This window comes from Gaetbulibacter aestuarii (assembly GCF_039537665.1).
In the GTDB taxonomy this organism is placed as follows: domain Bacteria; phylum Bacteroidota; class Bacteroidia; order Flavobacteriales; family Flavobacteriaceae; genus Gaetbulibacter_A; species Gaetbulibacter_A aestuarii.
Genome location: NZ_BAABAY010000002.1, coordinates 395,185 through 413,765 on the forward strand (window position 1 = coordinate 395,185; position 18,581 = coordinate 413,765).

Below are 18,581 nucleotides of genomic sequence, written 5' to 3' on the forward strand. Positions count from 1 at the left end.
GGTTTAAAAACTAAAATAGTAAAAAATTACTTAAAGTGTTTGGAGACTTCACAGAGCGGTATAGTTCTTAATTTTTATTAATTTAAAATACTTAATGTGATATCAATGTCAGTCAATTTTTTTATTAGTACAAAACTTTTGAAATGCCCTTTCTTTAAGGCTATTGATTGATTTAAGTAGGTTTTAAAATCTTCTTCGGAAAAATTTGTTATGGGAAAACCAAAAACGTGTCCTAAAAATTCAATTTCAATAAATTTTTCACTTGAAAATAAATAAGTCATTCGCTCAAAGTATAGAATTGTTTTGGCGGGCTCTTCTTCCATTAACATTATTGCTCCAAAACTTCTAAAAAAATAAATTACAGGTAGTTCACCTTTGTTGTATCTAGCAAATTCTCTAATGATATTATAATTTAAATATTCATCGATCTTATTTTGACGATGTAACTCTTCATATACCATTTTATATAGACCTCTCTTAAAGTTTCTACATAATTGAGATTGAAAGCCTTGAGTAAATCTAAAAGAAGTTTTTACATTTAAACTTAATCGACCTTTTTTCTCTTTAATTTCAAAAAATTTTGATTTGAATCTTCCAACTTTTCTTTTTGTTCTTTCGGGTACTAAAAGCCTTTTTCTTGAAATGTTAAAAGCCTCTTTTAAAGCTTCTTCTATAGAATAGGTGGTTAATGTGCTATCTCTATTGCCAAAATAAGAATTACAGCTATCACAAATGTTTTTATAGTAATTATCACCACCCAAGGATTTTGGTATTGTATGTGCTTTTTTCTCAAATGTTTCTGCTGATTCATCTTTTAGACACCAAATACACTTCCTTTTCATAGTTGTTTTCTGGAAAACAATTCACCTACAACGGTCTCGTATTACCGTCAGTTACGGGTTAATATGTGTTAATTTTAGGTTTAGCATAGGCTTTAGTAATTCCGAGTGGATTCGGACGTAGTCGAATCCGTCGTAATTGAGGCTATACATTGTTGTATAATGTTTTTTATTCATAAAGACTATTGTATTCATCTTCTTTTGCCATTTCCTCAATCAAATAATCAGACCAGTCTTCTGTATAAAGATAAGTGTCGTTTGGTTGATCATAAACACAGTATTCAGGTTTTGTTAATTCAGGGTTCTCATTTCCGTTTTCAGGTCTAACTTGATATTTCTTCCAACATCTAGTATGCGTGTCCATATTGAACTTGTCTTTTTCCTTTCCGTTTTTATTTATTTTAGGATTGCCTAATGCTGTTTGTACTTTTTTAACTACAACACTTGGTTTGAGTAAATCTTTGTTTGTTACAGGGACTTGTACGAATTTATTTTTAACTAATGCAGCAACTCTATTCACATTGGTTTTTTGCGTATCATCCAATTTGTCGTAAGCAACAAATTGAATTGGTAAAGTGTTTTTTGTTTGGTGATTGGCAACTTGAATTAGAAATGCCTTAAACGAATATTCACCACTATTCATTATGTCAGTTGTAATTCCGCTACGATATGCCTTTATAAAGTCTACAATTGGTTTAGTTGAAGGATTAGCGATTATAGCATTATTTAAACTTTTCGATGATGGATAAAGCTGAAGCGCAAAAGAAAGTGACTCTCTTAGGCAATATTTATTACCAAATTCTTTAAGCATTATTTTATCATAATTTAGAAGCATTGCTTGACATTCTGCGAAAATATCAGAATCAATTTCTGGGATTGATTTATGTTCTACCATATTCCTTAATGGAATAAAAAACTCTAAATTTTTTCTAATTGGATTATTTGTGTCTGCTACAAAATATTTTGAAACGCAAGTGCTTAATTCCCAATAACAATAATCTCCATCTTTTTTTTCAAATCTGTTATTTTTTTTGTAGAAAGGTTTCTTTTTTTGTCTGAAAAAAATAGCGTGAAATAAAGCTGTCCAAGAAATTACCATTAGAACAATATAGCCTCCTGATTTAAATTTAATTGCAGGTTTATTGTATGTTTCCACTGCAAGTAAAGCCGAATCTCTCGACTTTTCTAGACACTTTTTTACTGCTTTTGGTAATCCTCTAGGCATTGTTTCTAAATGTTGCACAGCGGTCTCGGCTATGAGTAGTTGCGTGGGTTAGTGCTTAACTTTGCAAGTACACACCAAACTGAAAATCCTCGCGGATTTTCAGAAGTAGACGAGAAAAGGCAATTATTTATAACCATTGTTTTAAGCTGGCTTTTTAATTCATTAGTCTTATTATATCATCAGTTCTTGTAATAACAAATGAATCGTTATCAGTCTTTTTAATTTCAAGTTTTTCTTTAGTTCGTATCAGAAAATGCTCTTCATTGTCGTCAAGTTCATATTTTACTCCAGAGTAATAAAGTTTATCGTTTAAATTTTCAACAATGTATTCTAAAAGTAGGACTTGGTTTTTATATTCCCAATTGTTTTCAATATCTCTCGGTTTAACTCTTATGTTTTTTTTATCTAACCATTCTATTTCGAACTCACGAGCATTAAAAAAATTTTGACCAAGACAAATTTCTTCAACAAGGTCTCTGTCATAAAACACATATCTGTTAGTTTTATCAACAATATAATCTTCTCTTTGAACAAGTCCTGATTTAGTGTAGGGAACTCCCATATTTTGTTTTCCAACAATAAATCTCCATTCATCTTCATATTTCCATTGTTCTGATTTAATATTGGTGGCATAATATAAAGGAACAAGCATTGTTCTATAAGCACTAACATCAATTGGCGATAGTTTTTGAGAGTAATTTAAAGGATATAAGCCCAAATATTCCTCGTCGTCAGTTATTTTACTCTCAATGCTTTTTTCTAATTTAGAAGTATTGAACTTAATTTGAAAACCCTTTTCTTGTGTGTAATGAGGCCACATTAAAGGATTATTTTCTTTACCAGTTGTAGAAATAATTCCAAACAAGTTAGTAGCAGTATCATAAACATTGGAAATAAATCCTTTACATAAGTTTTCCTTATTGCAATCTTCTTCGAAATACTCATTTAATTCTTTGTCAGAAAGAATATTACCCCAAAGTCTCTTATACTGTTCAATATCAATCGGCTTACTTGTATACCATAAAAAAGGACTACAATCAAGAGTGTCATTTAATTCAATCGGATGTGATGCATAGAAGTAGCCTTTAATTAATGCATCTATACTAAATCTCGAAATTGCATAAAACTTAAATATGTTTTTTGGCTTTTCCTTATTGTGTTCAATAATCGCTTTATGGTCAGAAGAATTATAATCTTTGACGTATTTAAAATCATTGAATTCGTATGTTTCTATGTTGTTCATTCAGCTTGCTTACAACAGTCAGTTAAACACAATTGCTTTTAGCTACCCTATGTTTATCTCCAAATATACAAAACCCCTTACAAGGCTTAGCGAAAAGTTATAAACACTTATTAACGCAGCTGCAACAACTCCCTCCGCAAAACCTTCCGCACATCCACATTATCCTGCTGCGGGATCAAATGGTCTTCTAAAGCTTCCGTATGCGTTATTTGCAGCGTATGGTCTATAAAACCATAACCCTTATACACGCCGTTGGCTATTAAAATAAAGCCGGCTTCGTCCGCCGTGCGCCCCGGTTGTTTAATGATGTTGTCCTGCAGGGTAGCCGTGGTTTGCACGATCGCTTTTTTAACGCGTTGGTTGTACTGCTGTGGGGCTTCTTCGTCGCGGCATACGCCTTTACAAGTTGTTATTTTATAGTGGTTACACTGGTCCACGCCTTCCTGCAAATGGCAGTATTTCGGGCAGAGCGTGTAGGTCTCGCAAAGCCGTTCCAAAAAGTTGCGGCAGGCGGTAATGGTGTACAGGGTCATAAAGGGCTGTGGACAGTTCTTCAAACGGTTATAGGCCAGGTGCAGCACACCGTTGCGGTCTTCATAACTAAAGATCCCATAGGCCATGGGGTTGCGTTTCGCCTGCACATTGTAATAGGGATAATGTTTTTTAATGGCGGCGTCTTCCATCAGCAGGGCAATGAGTTCGCTGCCGGAGAGTTCATAATCGATATCGGCGATCTCGCGGCACAACTGCAGTTCCTTATCCGACTTGTCGTAAAAATGCCCCAGTACGCGTTTTTTCAGGTTCTTCGCCTTGCCCACATAAATGATCTTACCCTTTTTATTCTTAAATAAATAGATGCCTGGCGCCTCAGGAATGCTCTCAAATACCGGCGCAGGTAAGTGGGGCGGGAGCGTGGCTTCCTTCGAACTCTTTTTGAAAAAGGTGGAGATCACCTGCTCGGCATTTTTTGCGTTCAGCAATCGCTCAAACAAGATCACGGTCGCTTCGGCATCACCGCGGGCTCGGTGGCGATCGGCAATAGGAATGCCTTCAGCAGCACACAATTTCCCCAAACTGTAGGAGCGGTGACCGGGCAGCAGTTGGCGCGCCAAACGGATGGTGCAAAGCTTACGTCGTGTAAAATTGATCCCAAGCACTTTGAACTCGCTGCGGATAATATTGTAATCAAAATTCACATTATGCGCCACGAATACGCAGTCTGCGGTAATGGTCAATACCTGTTCGGCAATGTCGCCAAATACGGGCGCATTGGCTACCATGGCATTGTCGATCCCGGTAAGCGCGGTAATGTGTGTGGGGATTAGGGCTTCGGGATTTACCAGAGAGGTAAACTCGTCGATCACAGTGTCGCCGTCGTATTTAAAAATAGAGATCTCGGTGATCTTATTGCCGCGGCCGGTGGTTTCAATATCGATAATGGTGTACATCATTTCACTAACTTCTCTAAGGCCTTCAACTCTACACCCAGACTGTTGAACATCGTGATGATGCTGGAGAGTTTCAGCTCCTGTTCGTCGTATTCCTGCGTGTTGATGCTGCAGGTGAATTCCCAGATCTCCTGCACTTCGTCTATCGGGATCTCATACGAATGATAGGTTTGGTTATCGGGTACCAAAAGCAGGGTGTTGTTCTCGGCGATCTGGTTGTACACGCGTTTGTAGGTCATCCCGTCGCTCTTACTGATGATGATGTAGGTGCGCCCGCTGATGATGTCGCGGCGGTCTTCAATATAACGCCCCACCACATAGGAACCGTCTTTCATGGGCAGCATGGAATCGCCCTTAATGGGAAACGCGCGATGTTTTCCGGTAGGTAAAAAAGGCAGTTTTATTTTTTGCAGCTGCTCGATGTATTCCGGATCGTCATAACCGTCCAGATAGCCGGCAGAGGCTTTTACGGGCACCACTTCGATGAGGTTCTCGTTATCCGAATCGACCATAATGGGGAAAAGCACGCGTTTATTCCCCACTTCAATAAAGGAGGTATCCTGCGCCTTGCTGAGGTCGTTTCGCAATAAAATATCGATCGGAATTTTAAAATAATCGGACAGCTGGATGAGAAATTCGATGGTGGGTGCCGAGCGGCCTTCTTCATACGAACTGATACGCGAGCGGGTGACGCCGAGGTCTTCCGCCAGGAGTTCCTGCGTTACACCCCGGAGCTGCCGAAGATGTCGGAGATTTTTTGAGATGGTTTTCATAATGCTACAAATATTGGCAATAATTGCTTGTAAATGTAGCTAATTTTGTGATATGAAACAACAGATTTTACATCTTGATCTGGATACCTTTTTTGTGTCCTGTGAACGCTTGATAGACAGTAAGTTACAGAAGCGACCTTTGTTGGTGGGCGGTACGGGCGATCGCGGTGTGGTGGCGGCCTGCAGTTATGAAACGCGTCGTTTTGGGGTGCATTCGGGCATGTCGATGAAGCTGGCGCGACGGCTCTGTCCGGAAGCGGTGGTGATCCGTGGAAATTCCTCCATTTACACCAAATATTCGCGTTTGGTTACGGATATCATCAAAGACAAAGTACCGGTGTTCGAAAAAGCGAGTGTCGATGAATTTTATGCCGATCTGAGTGGTATGGATCACTACTTTGGAACCTATAAATATGCCTCCGAATTACGTTCGACCATCATTAAAGAAACCGGTCTGCCGATCTCCTTCGGTTTGTCGGCCAACAAGATCGTATCGAAAGTCGCTACCGGTGAAGCCAAACCGAATAATCAATTACGGATCGATGAAGGTTTTGAAAAGCCGTTCATGGCACCCTTGTCCATTAAAAAAATTCCTTCCGTAGGCAATAAAACTTTTCAGGTGCTGCGGAATCTGGGGATCGATCGGGTAAGTGTGGTGCAGCAGATGCCTTTGGAAATGATGACCAGTGTTTTGGGACAGAACGGCAAAACGATCTGGCTGCGGGCTAATGGTTTGGACAATCCGCCGCTGGTACCGTTTCACGAGCGTAAATCTATTTCCACGGAGCGCACTTTCGGGAAGGATACCACCGATATCACCAAACTGCGTACCACCATTTTCGCCATGGCGGAAAACCTGGCGTTTCAGTTGCGTCGCGGTGAGAAATTAACGGGCTGTATCAGTATCAAGATCCGCTATTCCGATTTCAATACCTATAGCAAACAGCTAAAGATTTCTTATACCAGTGCCGATCATATCCTGATCCCTAAAGTGATGGAATTGTTTGATAAACTCTACCAACGCCGCCTGTTGATCCGTTTGGTGGGCGTGAAATTCAGCGATCTGGTAACGGGGAATTACCAGATCAATTTGTTCGATGATACCGAAGAAATGCTCCGGCTGTACGACGCTATGGACACCATCCGAAACCGCTACGGCGAACTCAGCATCCAAAAAGCGGCTGGCATGGGCGCACGAACCATCGGGCGTTTTCACAATCCGTTCAGCGGCGAACCACCAACCTTATTAGCACATCGCAATCAGTAATGTATTTGAATTGTCACACATACTATTCCTTACGCTTCGGCACTTTTTCAGAACTGGACCTTCTGGAACTGGGGCAGGCCTTTGGCTTTAAAACTTTGGCGCTGACCGATATTAATAATACTTCAGCCTGTTTGAATTTTATACGCAAAGCGAAAGATTACGGCATCAAACCCGTGGTAGGCATCGATTTTCGGAATGGTGCGAAACAGCAGTTTGTGGGTATCGCGAAGAATAATGAAGGGTTTTATGAGTTGAATCGGTTTTTATCGGAGCATTCGCATGCGAAAAAAAAGATTCCTGAAGGTGCTCCCGATTTTAAAGACGTGTTTGTGGTGTATCCGTTCGAGCAAGTGCTGCAATTGGAAAAAAAGAGCTTCAAAGCCCATGAGTTTATTGGGGTTTCTGTGGAAGAAATGAAACGCTTGCCCTTCACCATTTACAAGGATTTTAAAGATAAACTGGTGCTGCAACAGCAGGTGACCGTTCGGGCGAAACGCGATTTTAATGCGCATCGCTTGCTGCGGGCGATCGATAACAATACGCTGTTGAGCAAACTCCCGAAAACGGAGGAATGTCTGGAAACCGATGTGATGTATTCCAAAGAAAAATTAAAGGACGTCTTTCAGAATTTCCATTTTATTTTGGAAAATACCGAAGCGTTGTTGGAGCAATGTACGATCCATTTTGATTTTGGAAATGATCGGATCTCGCAGAACCAAAGTGTGTATTTAGAAAACGAAGATGCCGATTTTGAACGACTAAAAATGCTTTGCGAACAAGGTTTGCCGAAGCGTTATAAAAATCCCAGCCAAAAGATCAAGGACCGTTTGCAAACCGAATTGAAAACGATCCGGGAGATGAATTTTGTATCCTATTTTTTGATCAATCATGATATTGTTGATTTTTCGAAACGCCGCGGTTTTGTACATGTGGGGCGGGGCAGTGGCGCCAACAGTATTGTGGCCTATCTCATTGGGATCACGGATGTGGATCCCATCGAACTGGATCTGTATTTCGAGCGTTTTATCAATCCGTATCGCAGTTCGCCCCCGGATTTCGATATCGATTTTTCCTGGAAAGAACGTGAAGAGATCACGCAGTATATTTTTAAACGTTTTAAACATGTGGCGCTTTTAGCTGTGTATAACACCTTTAAGTATCGTGCTGTGATTCGGGAACTGGGGAAGGTCTTTGGTTTACCGAAAGAGGAGATCGATAAGATCAGCGTGGGGAAATACGAAAAACCGGAGCTGGACGAGTTTGGGCATCTGGTGTTGAAATACAGCAAACTCATCCAGGGTTTTCCCAATTATGTGAGTGTGCATTCCTGTGGTATTTTGATCCTGGACAAACCCGTACATTATTTTTCGGCCACCGATATGCCGCCTAAAGGATTTCCGACCGTGCAGTTTGATATGATCATCGCGGAAGATGTGGGCATTTTTAAGTTCGATATTCTGGGGCAACGTGGTTTGGCGAAGATCAAGGACACGCTGGAGATCATCAAATACAACAAACCCGACGATCCGCCTATCGATATCACTGATGTGGAAACTTTTAAAAAAGATCCGAAGGTGAATGCTATGCTGAAGAACGGCAAAGCCACGGGGGCCTATTATGTGGAATCGCCGGCCATGCGCGGTCTGATGCAAAAGCTGCAAACGCAGGATTATTTGGGTTTGGTGGCGGCGAGCTCGATCATTCGTCCAGGCGTTTCTGATTCGGGGATGAAACAGGAATTCATCAAACGGCAGCGCGATCCCGAACGCCGTAAGGAAGGGCATCCGGTATTGCTGGAGATCATGCCGGAAACCTATGGCATTATGGTGTACCAGGAAGATGTGTTGAAAGTGGCGCATCAATTTGCCGGACTCACGCTGGGCGAAGCTGATGTGTTGCGACGCGGGATGAGTGGGAAGTTCCGCTCGCGAGCAGAATTCGTGGCCGTGGAAGAAAAATTCATAGCCAATTGTCGGGCTAAAGGCTATCACGACGATCTCATTTTTGAGGTCTGGAACCAGATCAAGAGTTTTGCGGGTTATGCGTTTGCGAAAGGGCATTCGGCGTCGTATGCTGTGGAGAGTTACCAGAGTCTGTATCTCAAATGTTATTATCCGTTGGAATTTATGGTGGCGGTGCTCAATAATGGCGGTGGCTTTTACAGCACCGAGCATTACATTCACGAAGCGGAGCAGTGTGGTGCGCATATCGAAGCGCCCTGCATCAATAACAGCGATCACCCGAATACCATTGTGGGCGACACTATTTATCTCGGTTTAGGCTATTTGAAAAATCTGGAGCATTACACCGTAAAACGCCTGTTGACGGAACGGAATTTCAACGGACCCTATGAATCTCTCGATGACTTTATCGATCGGGTTCCCATCAGTATCGAGCAGCTCACGATCCTGATCCGTATCGGAGCCTTTCGGTTTACGGGCGTACCAAAAGCAACCTTGTTATGGCATGCCATGTTCAAACTGAATGTTTCCAAACCGCATACCGAACAAAAGCAATTGTTTCGCCCTAATCATAAGAATTTTACGCTTCCGGAACTGGTGTCGGGTTGGGTGGAAGATGCTTATGATCAGATGGAATTACTGGGCTTTCCTTTGTTTGATTATTTCAGTTTGGTGAATGAAGCCTTTAAGCCGCATATTTTTGCGAAGGATATGAAAACCCAGGTGAACAAACCGGTTTTGTTGTATGGCAAACTTGTGAATACACGCTATCACAAGGCATCCAACAATAAGATCATGCGTTTTTCAACCTTTATTGATGCCCAGGGCGATTACTTTGATGCAGTGCATTTTCACCATGTGGTGGAAAAGTATCCCATTCACGGGATCGGGGTTTATGAATGCTTTGGAAAGGTGATCGAAGAATTCGGTTTTTACAGTATTGAAGTGATCCGTACCCGAAAACTGGCTCTTAAACCCGATCCGCGATTGAATTAAAATTTTTGTAAATTCCGTGGTATAAACAACCACCATGTGTTTTCATATTTCCACCACCAGAAATAGCCGCGCTTTAGAAAAACGGTATCAGGTCAAACTGAGTGACGAATCCATTCGAACTATAGTTGATAAACCGCATTATCATTTGAATGGTTTTGCGCATCCGAATGTGTTACTCATTCCGCAGCAAAAACCTGAGGTTCTGGCACCGGGCGTCTGGGGTATTGTACCGGAAAACAAACAGCCGGACGACATTAAACCCTATTACAAAGAAGCGGTGAAGTTCGGCGGTGGACTAAACGCGCAATCCGAAAAAGTATTCAATCATTTTCTATACCGTAATTCCATCAGAACAAAACGCTGTGTGATCCCGGTAAATGGTTTTTTTGAACCCCATGATCATCAAAAGAAAAAGTATCCCTTCTTCATCAAAGATAAAAGTGATCAAGGCTTGTCATTAGCGGGAATTTACACGCTCATTGGGACTTATGTGACCTTTAGTATTTTGACTAAAAAGGCAAGTCCACTTTTCGAAAAGATCCATAATGTTAAAAAGCGTCAGCCGGTGATCTTAACGGATGTACAGGTTCATAATTGGCTGTCGGATGAGCAAGATGAATCGGTTATTGCCTCTGTTTTAGCAACGCCTTATCCAGATAAAAGTTTAGATTATTATCCGGTGAGTAAGGATCTGTTTAGTACGAAAGTTGATAGTGATGTCCCTGATATTTTAGATAAAGTAAAATACGAGGCTCTAGAGGAAATTTTTTAATTTGAAAGGCATAAAACGCGTCAAATCATCAAGACTGAATTTCTTCGGAAATAGTGAAATTTGGCCTCAACATGAAATTCAAGTTAAGCCTTTATCCTGTTTTGATTTTGGATTCTTCCATGAGTTTCAATCCATAAGAGCGGATGGTTTCAATAATGGTAATGGATTCCATGCCTTTTGGCGTCATGCTGTATTCCGTTTTCGGTGGTACAACGGCATAAACCTTTCGGTGTATAAACCCATCTGCTTCCAGTTCTCGTAATTGCGTGGTTAGCATTTTATCAGAAATATGCGGGATATCACGTTTGAGTTCGCTGTAGCGCATAACACGATCCTTTAAACGCCAAAGAATAGGCATTTTCCAGGTGCCACCAATCCGATCCATGGCAAATTCTACTGGATTATAATATGTTTTACCATTGTAAATGAAGTCCGGCATACTCAAAAGTACTTTAAATACTAATACTTTCCAAAAAGTATGTATCATACTTAAAAGTGTATTACATGGAAAAATAAAGTATTAATTCGACATTTGGTTTCACAAAATAAAACACTATGAAAAAAAATGTATTAATTGTTGTAGCCAATCCATCCGAACACCCTACGCTTCATTATCCGGTTGGTTTTTGGGCCTCCGAATTGTTTCACCCAATTTCTGTTTTTAATAACTCAGACATAGACTGGGATATTGCAAGTCCGGCGGGAGGTCAGGTGATTATGGACCCGATGAGTAATCCCAATGATAGCAGTCAATATTCTGCCTGGGACGCGTTAAGTAAAAAATTTGTTGATGATGCTGTTTTCATGAAACAGTTGGAAAACACCAAATCGCTGGATGCTATAAATCCGGATGATTATGATGCGATCATGGTAGCCGGTGGACAATCGCCTATGTTTACCTTTGAAGGTGCTAAAAATTTACACAAACTATTTTTATCTTTCTACGAATCCGGCAAGGTTGCAGCAGCCTTATGTCATGGGGTTGCGGTATTGAATTTCATAACAGATGCATCGGGACAATTTCTGGTTGCGAACAAGCAAATAACAGGTTTTACCAATGCCGAAGAAGATCAGGCTAATGCGGCAGTTAATGCGGTGGTCATGCCCTGGCGTATTGAAGATGAATTGATCAAAAAAGGTGCTATCTTTAAAAAGTCGGAGGCCTGGAAACCATTCGCTATTGTTGACGGAAACCTTATTACCGGACAACAAAACATGAGTGGTGAAATTACTGCCCAAAAAATTGTAGAACAATTAAAAATTTAAATGATGACTATCGCAATCATAGGAACCGGAAATGTTGGCGGAGCTCTTGCTACAAAGTTCTCTGAGGCCGGACATACTATTTATCTCGGTGTTCGAAACATTTCTGATTTTAAGGGAGCATCTTTGTTACAAAATGCCAATACCACGGTACATGACATAAAAGAAGCCGTGAATAAAGCTCAAATTATTGTACTGGCTACGCCGGCATTTTTAGCTGATCAAGTGGCTAAATCCCTTGGGAATACCAACGGCAAAATTATTATAGATGCCATGAATATCATCATGGGCAAAGGACCTCAGGGATTTACGAATACCACGGATGCTATTTTGAACAATACGGAAACACGGGATGTGGTAAAATGTTTTAATACAACGGGATTTAACAATATGGAAAATCCGGTTTATGGTGGTCATCGCATTGATAATTTTGTTGCCGGCGATAGTCATAAAGCGAAGGAAGTTGCTAAAAAACTATCGCTTGATATTGGTTTTGAAACGTGTTATGATATTGGAGGTAATGATAAATTCCAGCTTATGGAGCAATTTGCCTGGTTTTGGATCAATCTGGCCATGTTCCAGGGTCAGGGTCGTGAGATCGCTTTCAAAATATTGAAACGTTAACCCATTTTGGTTGAAACTATTTGAAGTGACTATAATCACTTAACCATCACACGTAGGTCATTGTAAACCTCATAGTTTCGCTATACATTTGATGTATCAAGTTAGCGATAAAGGATTAACTGGAAACAGTTGGATTGCATTAATTCTGATTTTGAAACTTGGTTTATTTTTTCGAAAATAACCTCTGGGATGAATTAGTTTTTCTGTGATGGTCGTCAGAAGATTTAGGTTGGAAGATAACATCGTAATAACTGTAGCTTGAAGTTTAAAATTTTACCTTATACGTGGGATTTTAGATTAGGGGGGAATCTTGGATTCCCCCTTACTGTTTTAAAGGTGTCAATATTTTTTAGAAATTATGGAATCACCTGCTACTTCGCCATTAGTATGGCAGATAGACGATCATGACTTAGTCATTTCAAATCCAAAAAAGATTTATTGGCCCGGTGAAGGCATTAGTAAACTTGAGCTTTTAGAGTACTACAAGGCGATGGCGCCTACACTTTTACCATATTTCAAAGAACGCCCTTTTACGGTTCAATTTTTTCCACGTGGTATCAACGATTTCTCCTATTACAAACGAAATTTTGATGAAGAATCCGATCATTATGATCATTTTACTACGGCATCCTACGATGAGATCAGTCAGCATAAAAGTATTCAGGTTCCTTTATTAGATAAGGCCATAGGTTTGTTATGGCTAGCCTCAAAAGGTGGTATAGAATTTCACCTCTGGGGTTCAAAAATGCCGGATTATGAATATCCTGATATGGTTATTTTCGATCTGGATATAAGTCCGAAAACCAATTTTAAAAAGGTGCTCGAGGCCGCCTTACATCTCCGCGATTTGTTGAAGGAGCACGGATTGAAATCTTTTTCCAAAACTTCAGGAGGCAAGGGGCTGCATGTTTATGTTCCGATCAAAGCAAAATACAGTTTTGAATTTGTTCGGGAATGGGCAAAAACCATCGATCAGGAATTAATGGATCGCTATCCCCGATTAATTACCTCAGAACGACAGGGTCAAAAAACCCATGCCGGAGATAAAGTAACTATTGATTATATGCAAAATGTGATTAGCCGGAATACCGCGGCACCGTATACGGTGCGAGCCTTCAAAAAAGCTCCTGTTTCCGCCCCAATTTCCTGGGAGGAAGTAGCCAAAGCCCATATAACACCGGCAGATTTTACGATAAAGAACATGCCAGAACGCTTGCAAAATATTGGTGATATTTTTAAACCGGTCCTCACCTTAAAGCAGGATGTATCTCTTTGATTTACAAAACATTTTCAATACGGAGGGCGGTTTTTAAACCGCCCTCTTACGAACAAGTGATTATTTTGTATCCATCATTATTAATTAATCATGAAGAACAATGTAACCAGGATATAAAATAACTTGCTCTATAACTGCCTCTCATTCACAGACTCACCTTTTAAAACGTTTAGAATACTGAAGCAGCTTTTTTATTGATTTTTAGCTTTGCCAATTCCGACAACTTCTTGTCGATTCGTTTTTCTTCGTCGACTAACTCGTGCAGAGACGCTGCAATTTTCCCTTCTCCAATTTCATCTGCATAGGTGGCCAGGGTGCCCAGGGTTTCCATATTGTTATGGTTCAATCGTTGGATAGATTCCAAAACAACGACATCCTTTACAAAACTATCGGTTGTTTTAGCCAACAATTTATTGGTTTCTTTGATGATGGAGTGACAGCACTCATCCTTTTCACCTTTGGGTTTAATTTCAAATTTTGACAGAAAATCGTATAATCTCAGACTTTGTTTTGATGCAGAACTCAATTCGAGATCAATGATCTGTTTTAAGCCTTCATTTGTAACCTGTTTTTGCATCTTTGGCAATTCTTTTTGCTCCTTTATTGATGCGTTATATAATTCGCGTCCTCTAACGAGGAAAACGTCTTTTAAATTTTCAATGCGCTTTGTCATGACTTCTTTACTTTTTATGAAACTTTTAATTTTACAGTAAGTTAGGTCTTATCTTTCTTAAAACGAATGACTTTCATAGTCCTGATGTGGGATATTTAATGGTTTTTATTCGTTAGTTAATTATACATCTGAGAGGTTTTCTTCAAGGCCTTTTGATCTAGAATATGAATTTTATGGCCATCAGTATCGATCCAGCCATCAGCTCTAAATTCCGACAATAAACGATTGACAGTTTCTCTCACGGTTCCGATAAGTCCGGCAAGATCTTTTCGGTTAATACTGATCTCGGAGGCATCTTGATGCATGCCATTAAATTTAGTATCCAAATATAATAGGGCATCTGCTAACCGACCTCGAACCGGTTTGTAGGCAATTTGAGAAGCCTTGGCTTCCATTTGTCGTACGTAAATAATCATTTTATCCAGAAAATGTTCAAAAAACTCAGGGTGTTCCTTCAAGGCTTCCTGAAAATCTCTTTTGTAAATAAAAAATATGATGGTTTCTTCCAATGCGACACCAGAGCCGGAATGACGGCTATTTAGTGCCAGGTCGCCATAACTCAGAATATCGCCTTCAGTGGCAATATGAGTAATAAAATCGCGACCACCACAACTGGATTTGCTAACTTTTACTTTACCTTTTTTTATCAAATAAATACCCTGAGGCGAACTGCCTTCAAAATAAACAACCTGACCTTTTTTGAATACCAAAGTATCCTTGTTTTCAAAAAGATCAAATTCTAACAAGGTCTTTTCAGATTCGTCCGAATAACCATTTATGGATAGTGTCTCCTCTGTTTTCCACATGATCTTGCAATTTTGGTGATGTCGTTAAAGATATTTAATAGCTCCTGATCCTAAAATGATTATCATCAAGTTACCTGATTTTAGTTGTTCACTAATTGATTTATATCACTAAAAATCATTTCGGAAGTCACTTTTTTAAATGAAATGAACCGTGATAAAAGTGGTTCAGAATGAGACTTATGTCCTATGTTTTCAAGGGAATCTCAGCTAACTTTAAAGGACATCATTGTGTAACCCAAATAAGTTGTTTCCATGAAAAATTTAAATAAAAAAATCATAGAAGATCTGGCTTCAGTACATCATGCTGAATGTATTTCTGTATATATCCCAACCCATCGCTACGGATCAGCGGTTTTGGAACAGGAAGATCATTTGCGTTTGAAAAATGAACTGCGAAACCTAAAAGATATTTTACAAGCATTAGGTTTTCAGGATAAGGTAATTACCGAAAAAATAAAACCAATAACCAGGCTGATAGATGACAATGCGTTTTGGCGCGAACAATCTGCAGGACTAGCTATTTTTTTATCTGATACTGTTTTTGAAACCATCAGGCTCAATTTTTCACCGGAATCCTTCGTGTATGTGAATGCCTCATTTTATTTAAAACCACTGATCGTGCATTATGCTGAGCCTTTCGATTTTTATATTTTACAGCTTGAATCTGATAAGGCAAAATTGTTTGAAATTGAAAATGACACGATCACAGAACGGGTGATAGAGGATCTTATGCCTTTGGTTCTTGAAGAAACAGTAGGCTATGATTTCAAAGAGAACCATTTGCAATACCACAGTGTGCAGCAAGGCAGCAAAACGTTACAAATGCATGGTTCGGGTGCTGGAAAAGATGATTCAGGATTGGAAATTCAAAAATTTTTCAGAGCTGTGAATAAAGGTATTCTACCGATATTGAATACGGCGCAAAGACCACTTGTTATTTGCGGTCTGGAGCATTTATGTGCAACGTATAAAAAGATCAATTCGTATCCAGGTTTGTTTCATAAATTCCTACCGAATCTAAAACCAGATGAAAATTTAGAAGTTCTAAAAGCTAAAGCGCAACACGTGTTGGCGCCATTAAGAAGAACACGTTTCCAAAATGACCTAAAATCTTTTAAAGATAAGCTCTACACCCCTGAAACAGCCTTTGATATGAAAACGATATTTAAGGCGATGTTCCACAAAAAAGTGGCCATTTTATTTTTAGAAAAAGGCTATGAAAGTTGGGGAACTTTCAATCCCGAAACCAATGATCTGGTTATTGCCAAAAAACATGTGTCGCCCAATGTAAGCCTAACCAATTTGGCTTGCGTTACCCTGTTTTTGCAAGGCAGAAAAATCTATGAATTAGATAGGGAAGATCTGCCATTTTCCGCTTCATCATGGAACGCCATTTTGTACCAATAAAATAACATGTTTTTATCATGAGAACTCAAACTGAAAATTCGAAAAGCGCTGTAAAGCGATCCGAAGCTGTAATTAATAAAATCAAAGGGCGTGCTCAAACTCTGAACAAACCCCGAGATCTGGATGCATTAATAGAACAAATAGGCGATGCCAAATATGTACTTTTAGGAGAAGCTACACACGGCACGCATGAATTTTATTTGTGGCGGGCTATCCTTACCAAACGGTTGATAGAAGAAAAAGGCTTTTCTTTTGTTGGGGTTGAAGGGGATAGTCCGGATTGTTATCGCGTTAACCGATATGTTAAGCACTATGATGGTCATGCTAAGAATGCTTATGAGACCATTCGTGAATTTAACCGCTGGCCAACCTGGATGTGGGCGAACTGGGAGGTTATTGAGTTTATTGACTGGCTGAAAGATTTCAACAATAAAAAATCGACCAAGCATAAAGTTGGATTTTATGGTCTTGATGTTTATAGTTTAGGGGAATCGCTAGATGCTTTAATGAAATACCTCAAAAACACAGATATTAAAGCCTATTTAAAAGCGATGGAAGCTGTGAAGTGCTTTGAGCCCTTTGGATTTGAAGGTACTGATTATGCCAGAGCGACGTGGCTTATCCCCAAGACCTGTGAAACAGAAGTGGTTGATTTATTGCGGGATATTAGAAGTAAAATAACAACTTATAATACCGATCCTGAAGCCGTTTTCAATACGGAACAAAATGCCATGGTTGCCGTGAATGCGGAGCGATATTATCGCACTATGATGAAGGGTGGCGGTGCTTCCTGGAATGTTAGAGATCGGCATATGGTAGAAACCTTGGAGCGTTTAATGGATTTTCATGGCGATGATGCAAAAGCTATTGTTTGGGCGCATAATACCCATGTGGGTGATGCCCGGGCAACTGATATGAGCAAGCAAGGCATGGTTAACATTGGAGAACTGGTTTCGGTATATCATGATGCGGATGAGGTCTTCAAGATTGGTTTTGGAACTTATAAAGGCACGGTAATCGCCGGTAGGAACTGGGGTGATCCTATGGAGATCATGGAAGTTCCTAAAGCCTCCGAAGATAGTTGGGAGTCTATTTTACACGAAGCCGGAGCAGGAGAGAACCTGGTATTTACCACCAAAGGCTGGCATGATGATCACGATTTTGATAAGCGATTTAAACATCGGGCTATTGGTGTGGTCTATCAACCGGAATACGAGCAATTTGGTAATTATGTTCCTAGTGATATTCCTTTGCGATACGATGCGTTTATTCATATAGACAAAACGTCTGCATTACATCCGGTGCATCTAGAACCCGACGGACATCAAATACCGGAAACTTATCCCTGGGGCGTATAATTCATCTTTTGATTGTTCTTATTCTCTTTTAAAAGTTGAATGGCTTCCATATCTGAAACCGCTGAAAAATCCTGGTAAAATGCCCCTACAGCATAGAAATTATCAGGTTGCAACAGGCAAACCACCTTAGAAACATCATTGGAGTTTTGAAGTTTTGTCAACGCTGATTTAGACGACACAGGTATGGCAATAATGATCGCTTTTGGTTTTTCTTTAGCCAGTAGTTTTACCGTTGCTAAAATGGTATTTCCCGTGGCAATACCATCGTCTACAACAATCAGGGTTTTGCCCTTAAGTTTCAAAGGTTCATCCCCCTGATAATACAAATTCATTTTGTCTTTTAAGGCAGTTCGCAGATGTTTTATTTCTTCCTGGATATAAGCCGGAGATACTGATCTGGAGGCTTCGGGATCAAGAATTTTACTTTTTAAACTTACCGCACCAATGGCATATTCCCGGTTATATGGATGTCCTATTTTTTTAGTAAGAACAATATCTAAGGGAAGATTGAGGGCTCTGGCAATAATGGCACCTATGGGTAAACCGCCGCGGGGTACAGCCAACACCACTGAATTTGTGTTCTTATAATCGCCTAAAGCCGCCGCTAATAAATGGCCCGCTTGAATTCTATCAGTAAACATAATTTTAAT

17 protein-coding genes are annotated in these 18,581 nt (G+C 39.9%); 8 read left to right on the plus strand and 9 right to left on the minus strand.

The window, feature by feature from the left end; all coding sequences use genetic code 11:
* Window positions 1–77 precede the first annotated feature (77 nt).
* The 5 genes from ABD682_RS10515 to ABD682_RS10535 all read right to left on the minus strand — a co-directional run bounded on the left by ABD682_RS10515 (window position 78) and on the right by ABD682_RS10535 (window position 5,528).
* Window positions 78–842 (minus strand): HNH endonuclease, encoded by a 765-nt coding sequence (locus tag ABD682_RS10515; RefSeq protein WP_344741288.1) that lies wholly within the window; start codon window positions 840–842, stop codon window positions 78–80.
* A gap of 166 nt (window positions 843–1,008) precedes the next feature.
* Entirely contained in the window at window positions 1,009–2,082 is a 1,074-nt protein-coding gene (locus ABD682_RS10520) for a DUF3644 domain-containing protein (protein ID WP_344741290.1), read from the minus strand.
* Between the two features lie 136 nt (window positions 2,083–2,218).
* Complete coding sequence (locus ABD682_RS10525; RefSeq protein ID WP_344741291.1) at window positions 2,219–3,307, minus strand: DUF2971 domain-containing protein; 1,089 nt, start codon at window positions 3,305–3,307, stop codon at window positions 2,219–2,221.
* A gap of 110 nt (window positions 3,308–3,417) precedes the next feature.
* A complete protein-coding gene (locus tag ABD682_RS10530) occupies window positions 3,418–4,758 on the minus strand; it encodes an exonuclease domain-containing protein (RefSeq protein ID WP_344741292.1) in 1,341 nt (446 codons plus the stop codon).
* Window positions 4,755–5,528 carry an XRE family transcriptional regulator gene (locus ABD682_RS10535; protein ID WP_344741294.1) on the minus strand — a complete coding sequence of 258 codons (774 nt, stop codon included), beginning with the start codon at window positions 5,526–5,528 and terminating at the stop codon, window positions 4,755–4,757. The genes ABD682_RS10530 and ABD682_RS10535 overlap by 4 nt, the downstream gene beginning before the upstream one ends.
* Before the next feature lie 52 nt (window positions 5,529–5,580).
* On the opposite strand from ABD682_RS10535, the gene ABD682_RS10540 reads away from it, so the two are divergent.
* Genes ABD682_RS10540 through ABD682_RS10550 form a run of 3 tightly spaced genes read left to right on the plus strand, consistent with a single transcriptional unit; the run spans window position 5,581 to window position 10,524 of the window.
* Window positions 5,581–6,795: a DNA polymerase Y family protein gene (locus tag ABD682_RS10540; protein WP_344741295.1), complete on the plus strand. Its 1,215-nt coding sequence runs from the start codon at window positions 5,581–5,583 to the stop codon at window positions 6,793–6,795.
* Window positions 6,795–9,752, plus strand: a complete 2,958-nt coding sequence (locus ABD682_RS10545) for a DNA polymerase III subunit alpha (RefSeq protein WP_344741296.1) — start codon at window positions 6,795–6,797, stop codon at window positions 9,750–9,752. Before ABD682_RS10540 ends, ABD682_RS10545 begins: the two co-directional genes overlap by 1 nt.
* Before the next feature lie 34 nt (window positions 9,753–9,786).
* Window positions 9,787–10,524 carry an SOS response-associated peptidase gene (locus tag ABD682_RS10550; protein ID WP_344741297.1) on the plus strand — a complete coding sequence of 246 codons (738 nt, stop codon included), beginning with the start codon at window positions 9,787–9,789 and terminating at the stop codon, window positions 10,522–10,524.
* 91 nt (window positions 10,525–10,615) lie between these two features.
* On the opposite strand, the gene ABD682_RS10555 is transcribed toward ABD682_RS10550, so the two are convergent.
* Window positions 10,616–11,011, minus strand: a complete 396-nt coding sequence (locus ABD682_RS10555) for a winged helix-turn-helix transcriptional regulator (RefSeq protein ID WP_344741298.1) — start codon at window positions 11,009–11,011, stop codon at window positions 10,616–10,618.
* A 68-nt stretch (window positions 11,012–11,079) separates the two neighbouring features.
* On the opposite strand from ABD682_RS10555, the gene ABD682_RS10560 reads away from it, so the two are divergent.
* From ABD682_RS10560 to ligD, 3 genes are all read left to right on the plus strand, one after another.
* Window positions 11,080–11,790, plus strand: a complete 711-nt coding sequence (locus ABD682_RS10560) for a type 1 glutamine amidotransferase domain-containing protein (protein WP_344741299.1) — start codon at window positions 11,080–11,082, stop codon at window positions 11,788–11,790.
* Window positions 11,791–12,411, plus strand: a complete 621-nt coding sequence (locus tag ABD682_RS10565; RefSeq protein ID WP_344741300.1) for an NADPH-dependent F420 reductase — start codon at window positions 11,791–11,793, stop codon at window positions 12,409–12,411. It abuts the gene before it with no gap.
* A gap of 358 nt (window positions 12,412–12,769) precedes the next feature.
* Window positions 12,770–13,687, plus strand: a complete 918-nt coding sequence (gene ligD / locus ABD682_RS10570) for a non-homologous end-joining DNA ligase (protein ID WP_344741301.1) — start codon at window positions 12,770–12,772, stop codon at window positions 13,685–13,687.
* A gap of 169 nt (window positions 13,688–13,856) precedes the next feature.
* Here the strand turns inward: ligD and ABD682_RS10575 are convergent, their stop codons facing one another.
* Entirely contained in the window at window positions 13,857–14,360 is a 504-nt protein-coding gene (locus tag ABD682_RS10575) for a YciE/YciF ferroxidase family protein (RefSeq protein ID WP_344741302.1), read from the minus strand.
* Window positions 14,361–14,476: 116 nt separating this feature from the next.
* Window positions 14,477–15,166 carry a Crp/Fnr family transcriptional regulator gene (locus ABD682_RS10580; RefSeq protein WP_344741303.1) on the minus strand — a complete coding sequence of 230 codons (690 nt, stop codon included), beginning with the start codon at window positions 15,164–15,166 and terminating at the stop codon, window positions 14,477–14,479.
* Window positions 15,167–15,418: 252 nt separating this feature from the next.
* Between ABD682_RS10580 and ABD682_RS10585 the strand changes: the two genes are divergently transcribed.
* Both ABD682_RS10585 and ABD682_RS10590 read left to right on the plus strand, forming a co-directional pair.
* Window positions 15,419–16,573, plus strand: coding sequence for a baeRF7 domain-containing protein (locus ABD682_RS10585; RefSeq protein WP_344741304.1), 1,155 nt, complete (start codon window positions 15,419–15,421; stop codon window positions 16,571–16,573).
* Window positions 16,574–16,590: 17 nt separating this feature from the next.
* Window positions 16,591–17,931 (plus strand): erythromycin esterase family protein, encoded by a 1,341-nt coding sequence (locus ABD682_RS10590; protein WP_344741305.1) that lies wholly within the window; start codon window positions 16,591–16,593, stop codon window positions 17,929–17,931.
* On the opposite strand, the gene ABD682_RS10595 is transcribed toward ABD682_RS10590, so the two are convergent.
* The gene (locus ABD682_RS10595) at window positions 17,913–18,572 is read right to left on the minus strand and encodes a phosphoribosyltransferase (RefSeq protein WP_344741307.1); all 660 of its coding nucleotides are present in this window, start codon (window positions 18,570–18,572) and stop codon (window positions 17,913–17,915) included. The two genes, ABD682_RS10590 and ABD682_RS10595, sit on opposite strands and share 19 nt — an antisense overlap.
* Window positions 18,573–18,581 lie beyond the last annotated feature (9 nt).

Excerpts from the sequence above, each read along its gene's own strand:
- ABD682_RS10515 (WP_344741288.1), bottom strand. The coding sequence starts at position 842 with ATGAAAAGGAAGTGTATTTGGTGTCTAAAAGATGAATCAGCAGAAACA.
- ABD682_RS10525 (WP_344741291.1), bottom strand. The coding sequence starts at position 3,307 with ATGAACAACATAGAAACATACGAATTCAATGATTTTAAATACGTCAAA.
- ABD682_RS10530 (WP_344741292.1), bottom strand. The coding sequence starts at position 4,758 with ATGATGTACACCATTATCGATATTGAAACCACCGGCCGCGGCAATAAG.
- ABD682_RS10535 (WP_344741294.1), bottom strand. The coding sequence starts at position 5,528 with ATGAAAACCATCTCAAAAAATCTCCGACATCTTCGGCAGCTCCGGGGT.
- ABD682_RS10540 (WP_344741295.1), top strand. The coding sequence starts at position 5,581 with ATGAAACAACAGATTTTACATCTTGATCTGGATACCTTTTTTGTGTCC.
- ABD682_RS10545 (WP_344741296.1), top strand. The coding sequence starts at position 6,795 with ATGTATTTGAATTGTCACACATACTATTCCTTACGCTTCGGCACTTTT.
- ABD682_RS10550 (WP_344741297.1), top strand. The coding sequence starts at position 9,787 with ATGTGTTTTCATATTTCCACCACCAGAAATAGCCGCGCTTTAGAAAAA.
- ABD682_RS10555 (WP_344741298.1), bottom strand. The coding sequence starts at position 11,011 with ATGATACATACTTTTTGGAAAGTATTAGTATTTAAAGTACTTTTGAGT.
- ABD682_RS10560 (WP_344741299.1), top strand. The coding sequence starts at position 11,080 with ATGAAAAAAAATGTATTAATTGTTGTAGCCAATCCATCCGAACACCCT.
- ABD682_RS10565 (WP_344741300.1), top strand. The coding sequence starts at position 11,791 with ATGATGACTATCGCAATCATAGGAACCGGAAATGTTGGCGGAGCTCTT.
- ligD (WP_344741301.1), top strand. The coding sequence starts at position 12,770 with ATGGAATCACCTGCTACTTCGCCATTAGTATGGCAGATAGACGATCAT.
- ABD682_RS10575 (WP_344741302.1), bottom strand. The coding sequence starts at position 14,360 with ATGACAAAGCGCATTGAAAATTTAAAAGACGTTTTCCTCGTTAGAGGA.
- ABD682_RS10580 (WP_344741303.1), bottom strand. The coding sequence starts at position 15,166 with ATGTGGAAAACAGAGGAGACACTATCCATAAATGGTTATTCGGACGAA.
- ABD682_RS10585 (WP_344741304.1), top strand. The coding sequence starts at position 15,419 with ATGAAAAATTTAAATAAAAAAATCATAGAAGATCTGGCTTCAGTACAT.
- ABD682_RS10590 (WP_344741305.1), top strand. The coding sequence starts at position 16,591 with ATGAGAACTCAAACTGAAAATTCGAAAAGCGCTGTAAAGCGATCCGAA.
- ABD682_RS10595 (WP_344741307.1), bottom strand. The coding sequence starts at position 18,572 with ATGTTTACTGATAGAATTCAAGCGGGCCATTTATTAGCGGCGGCTTTA.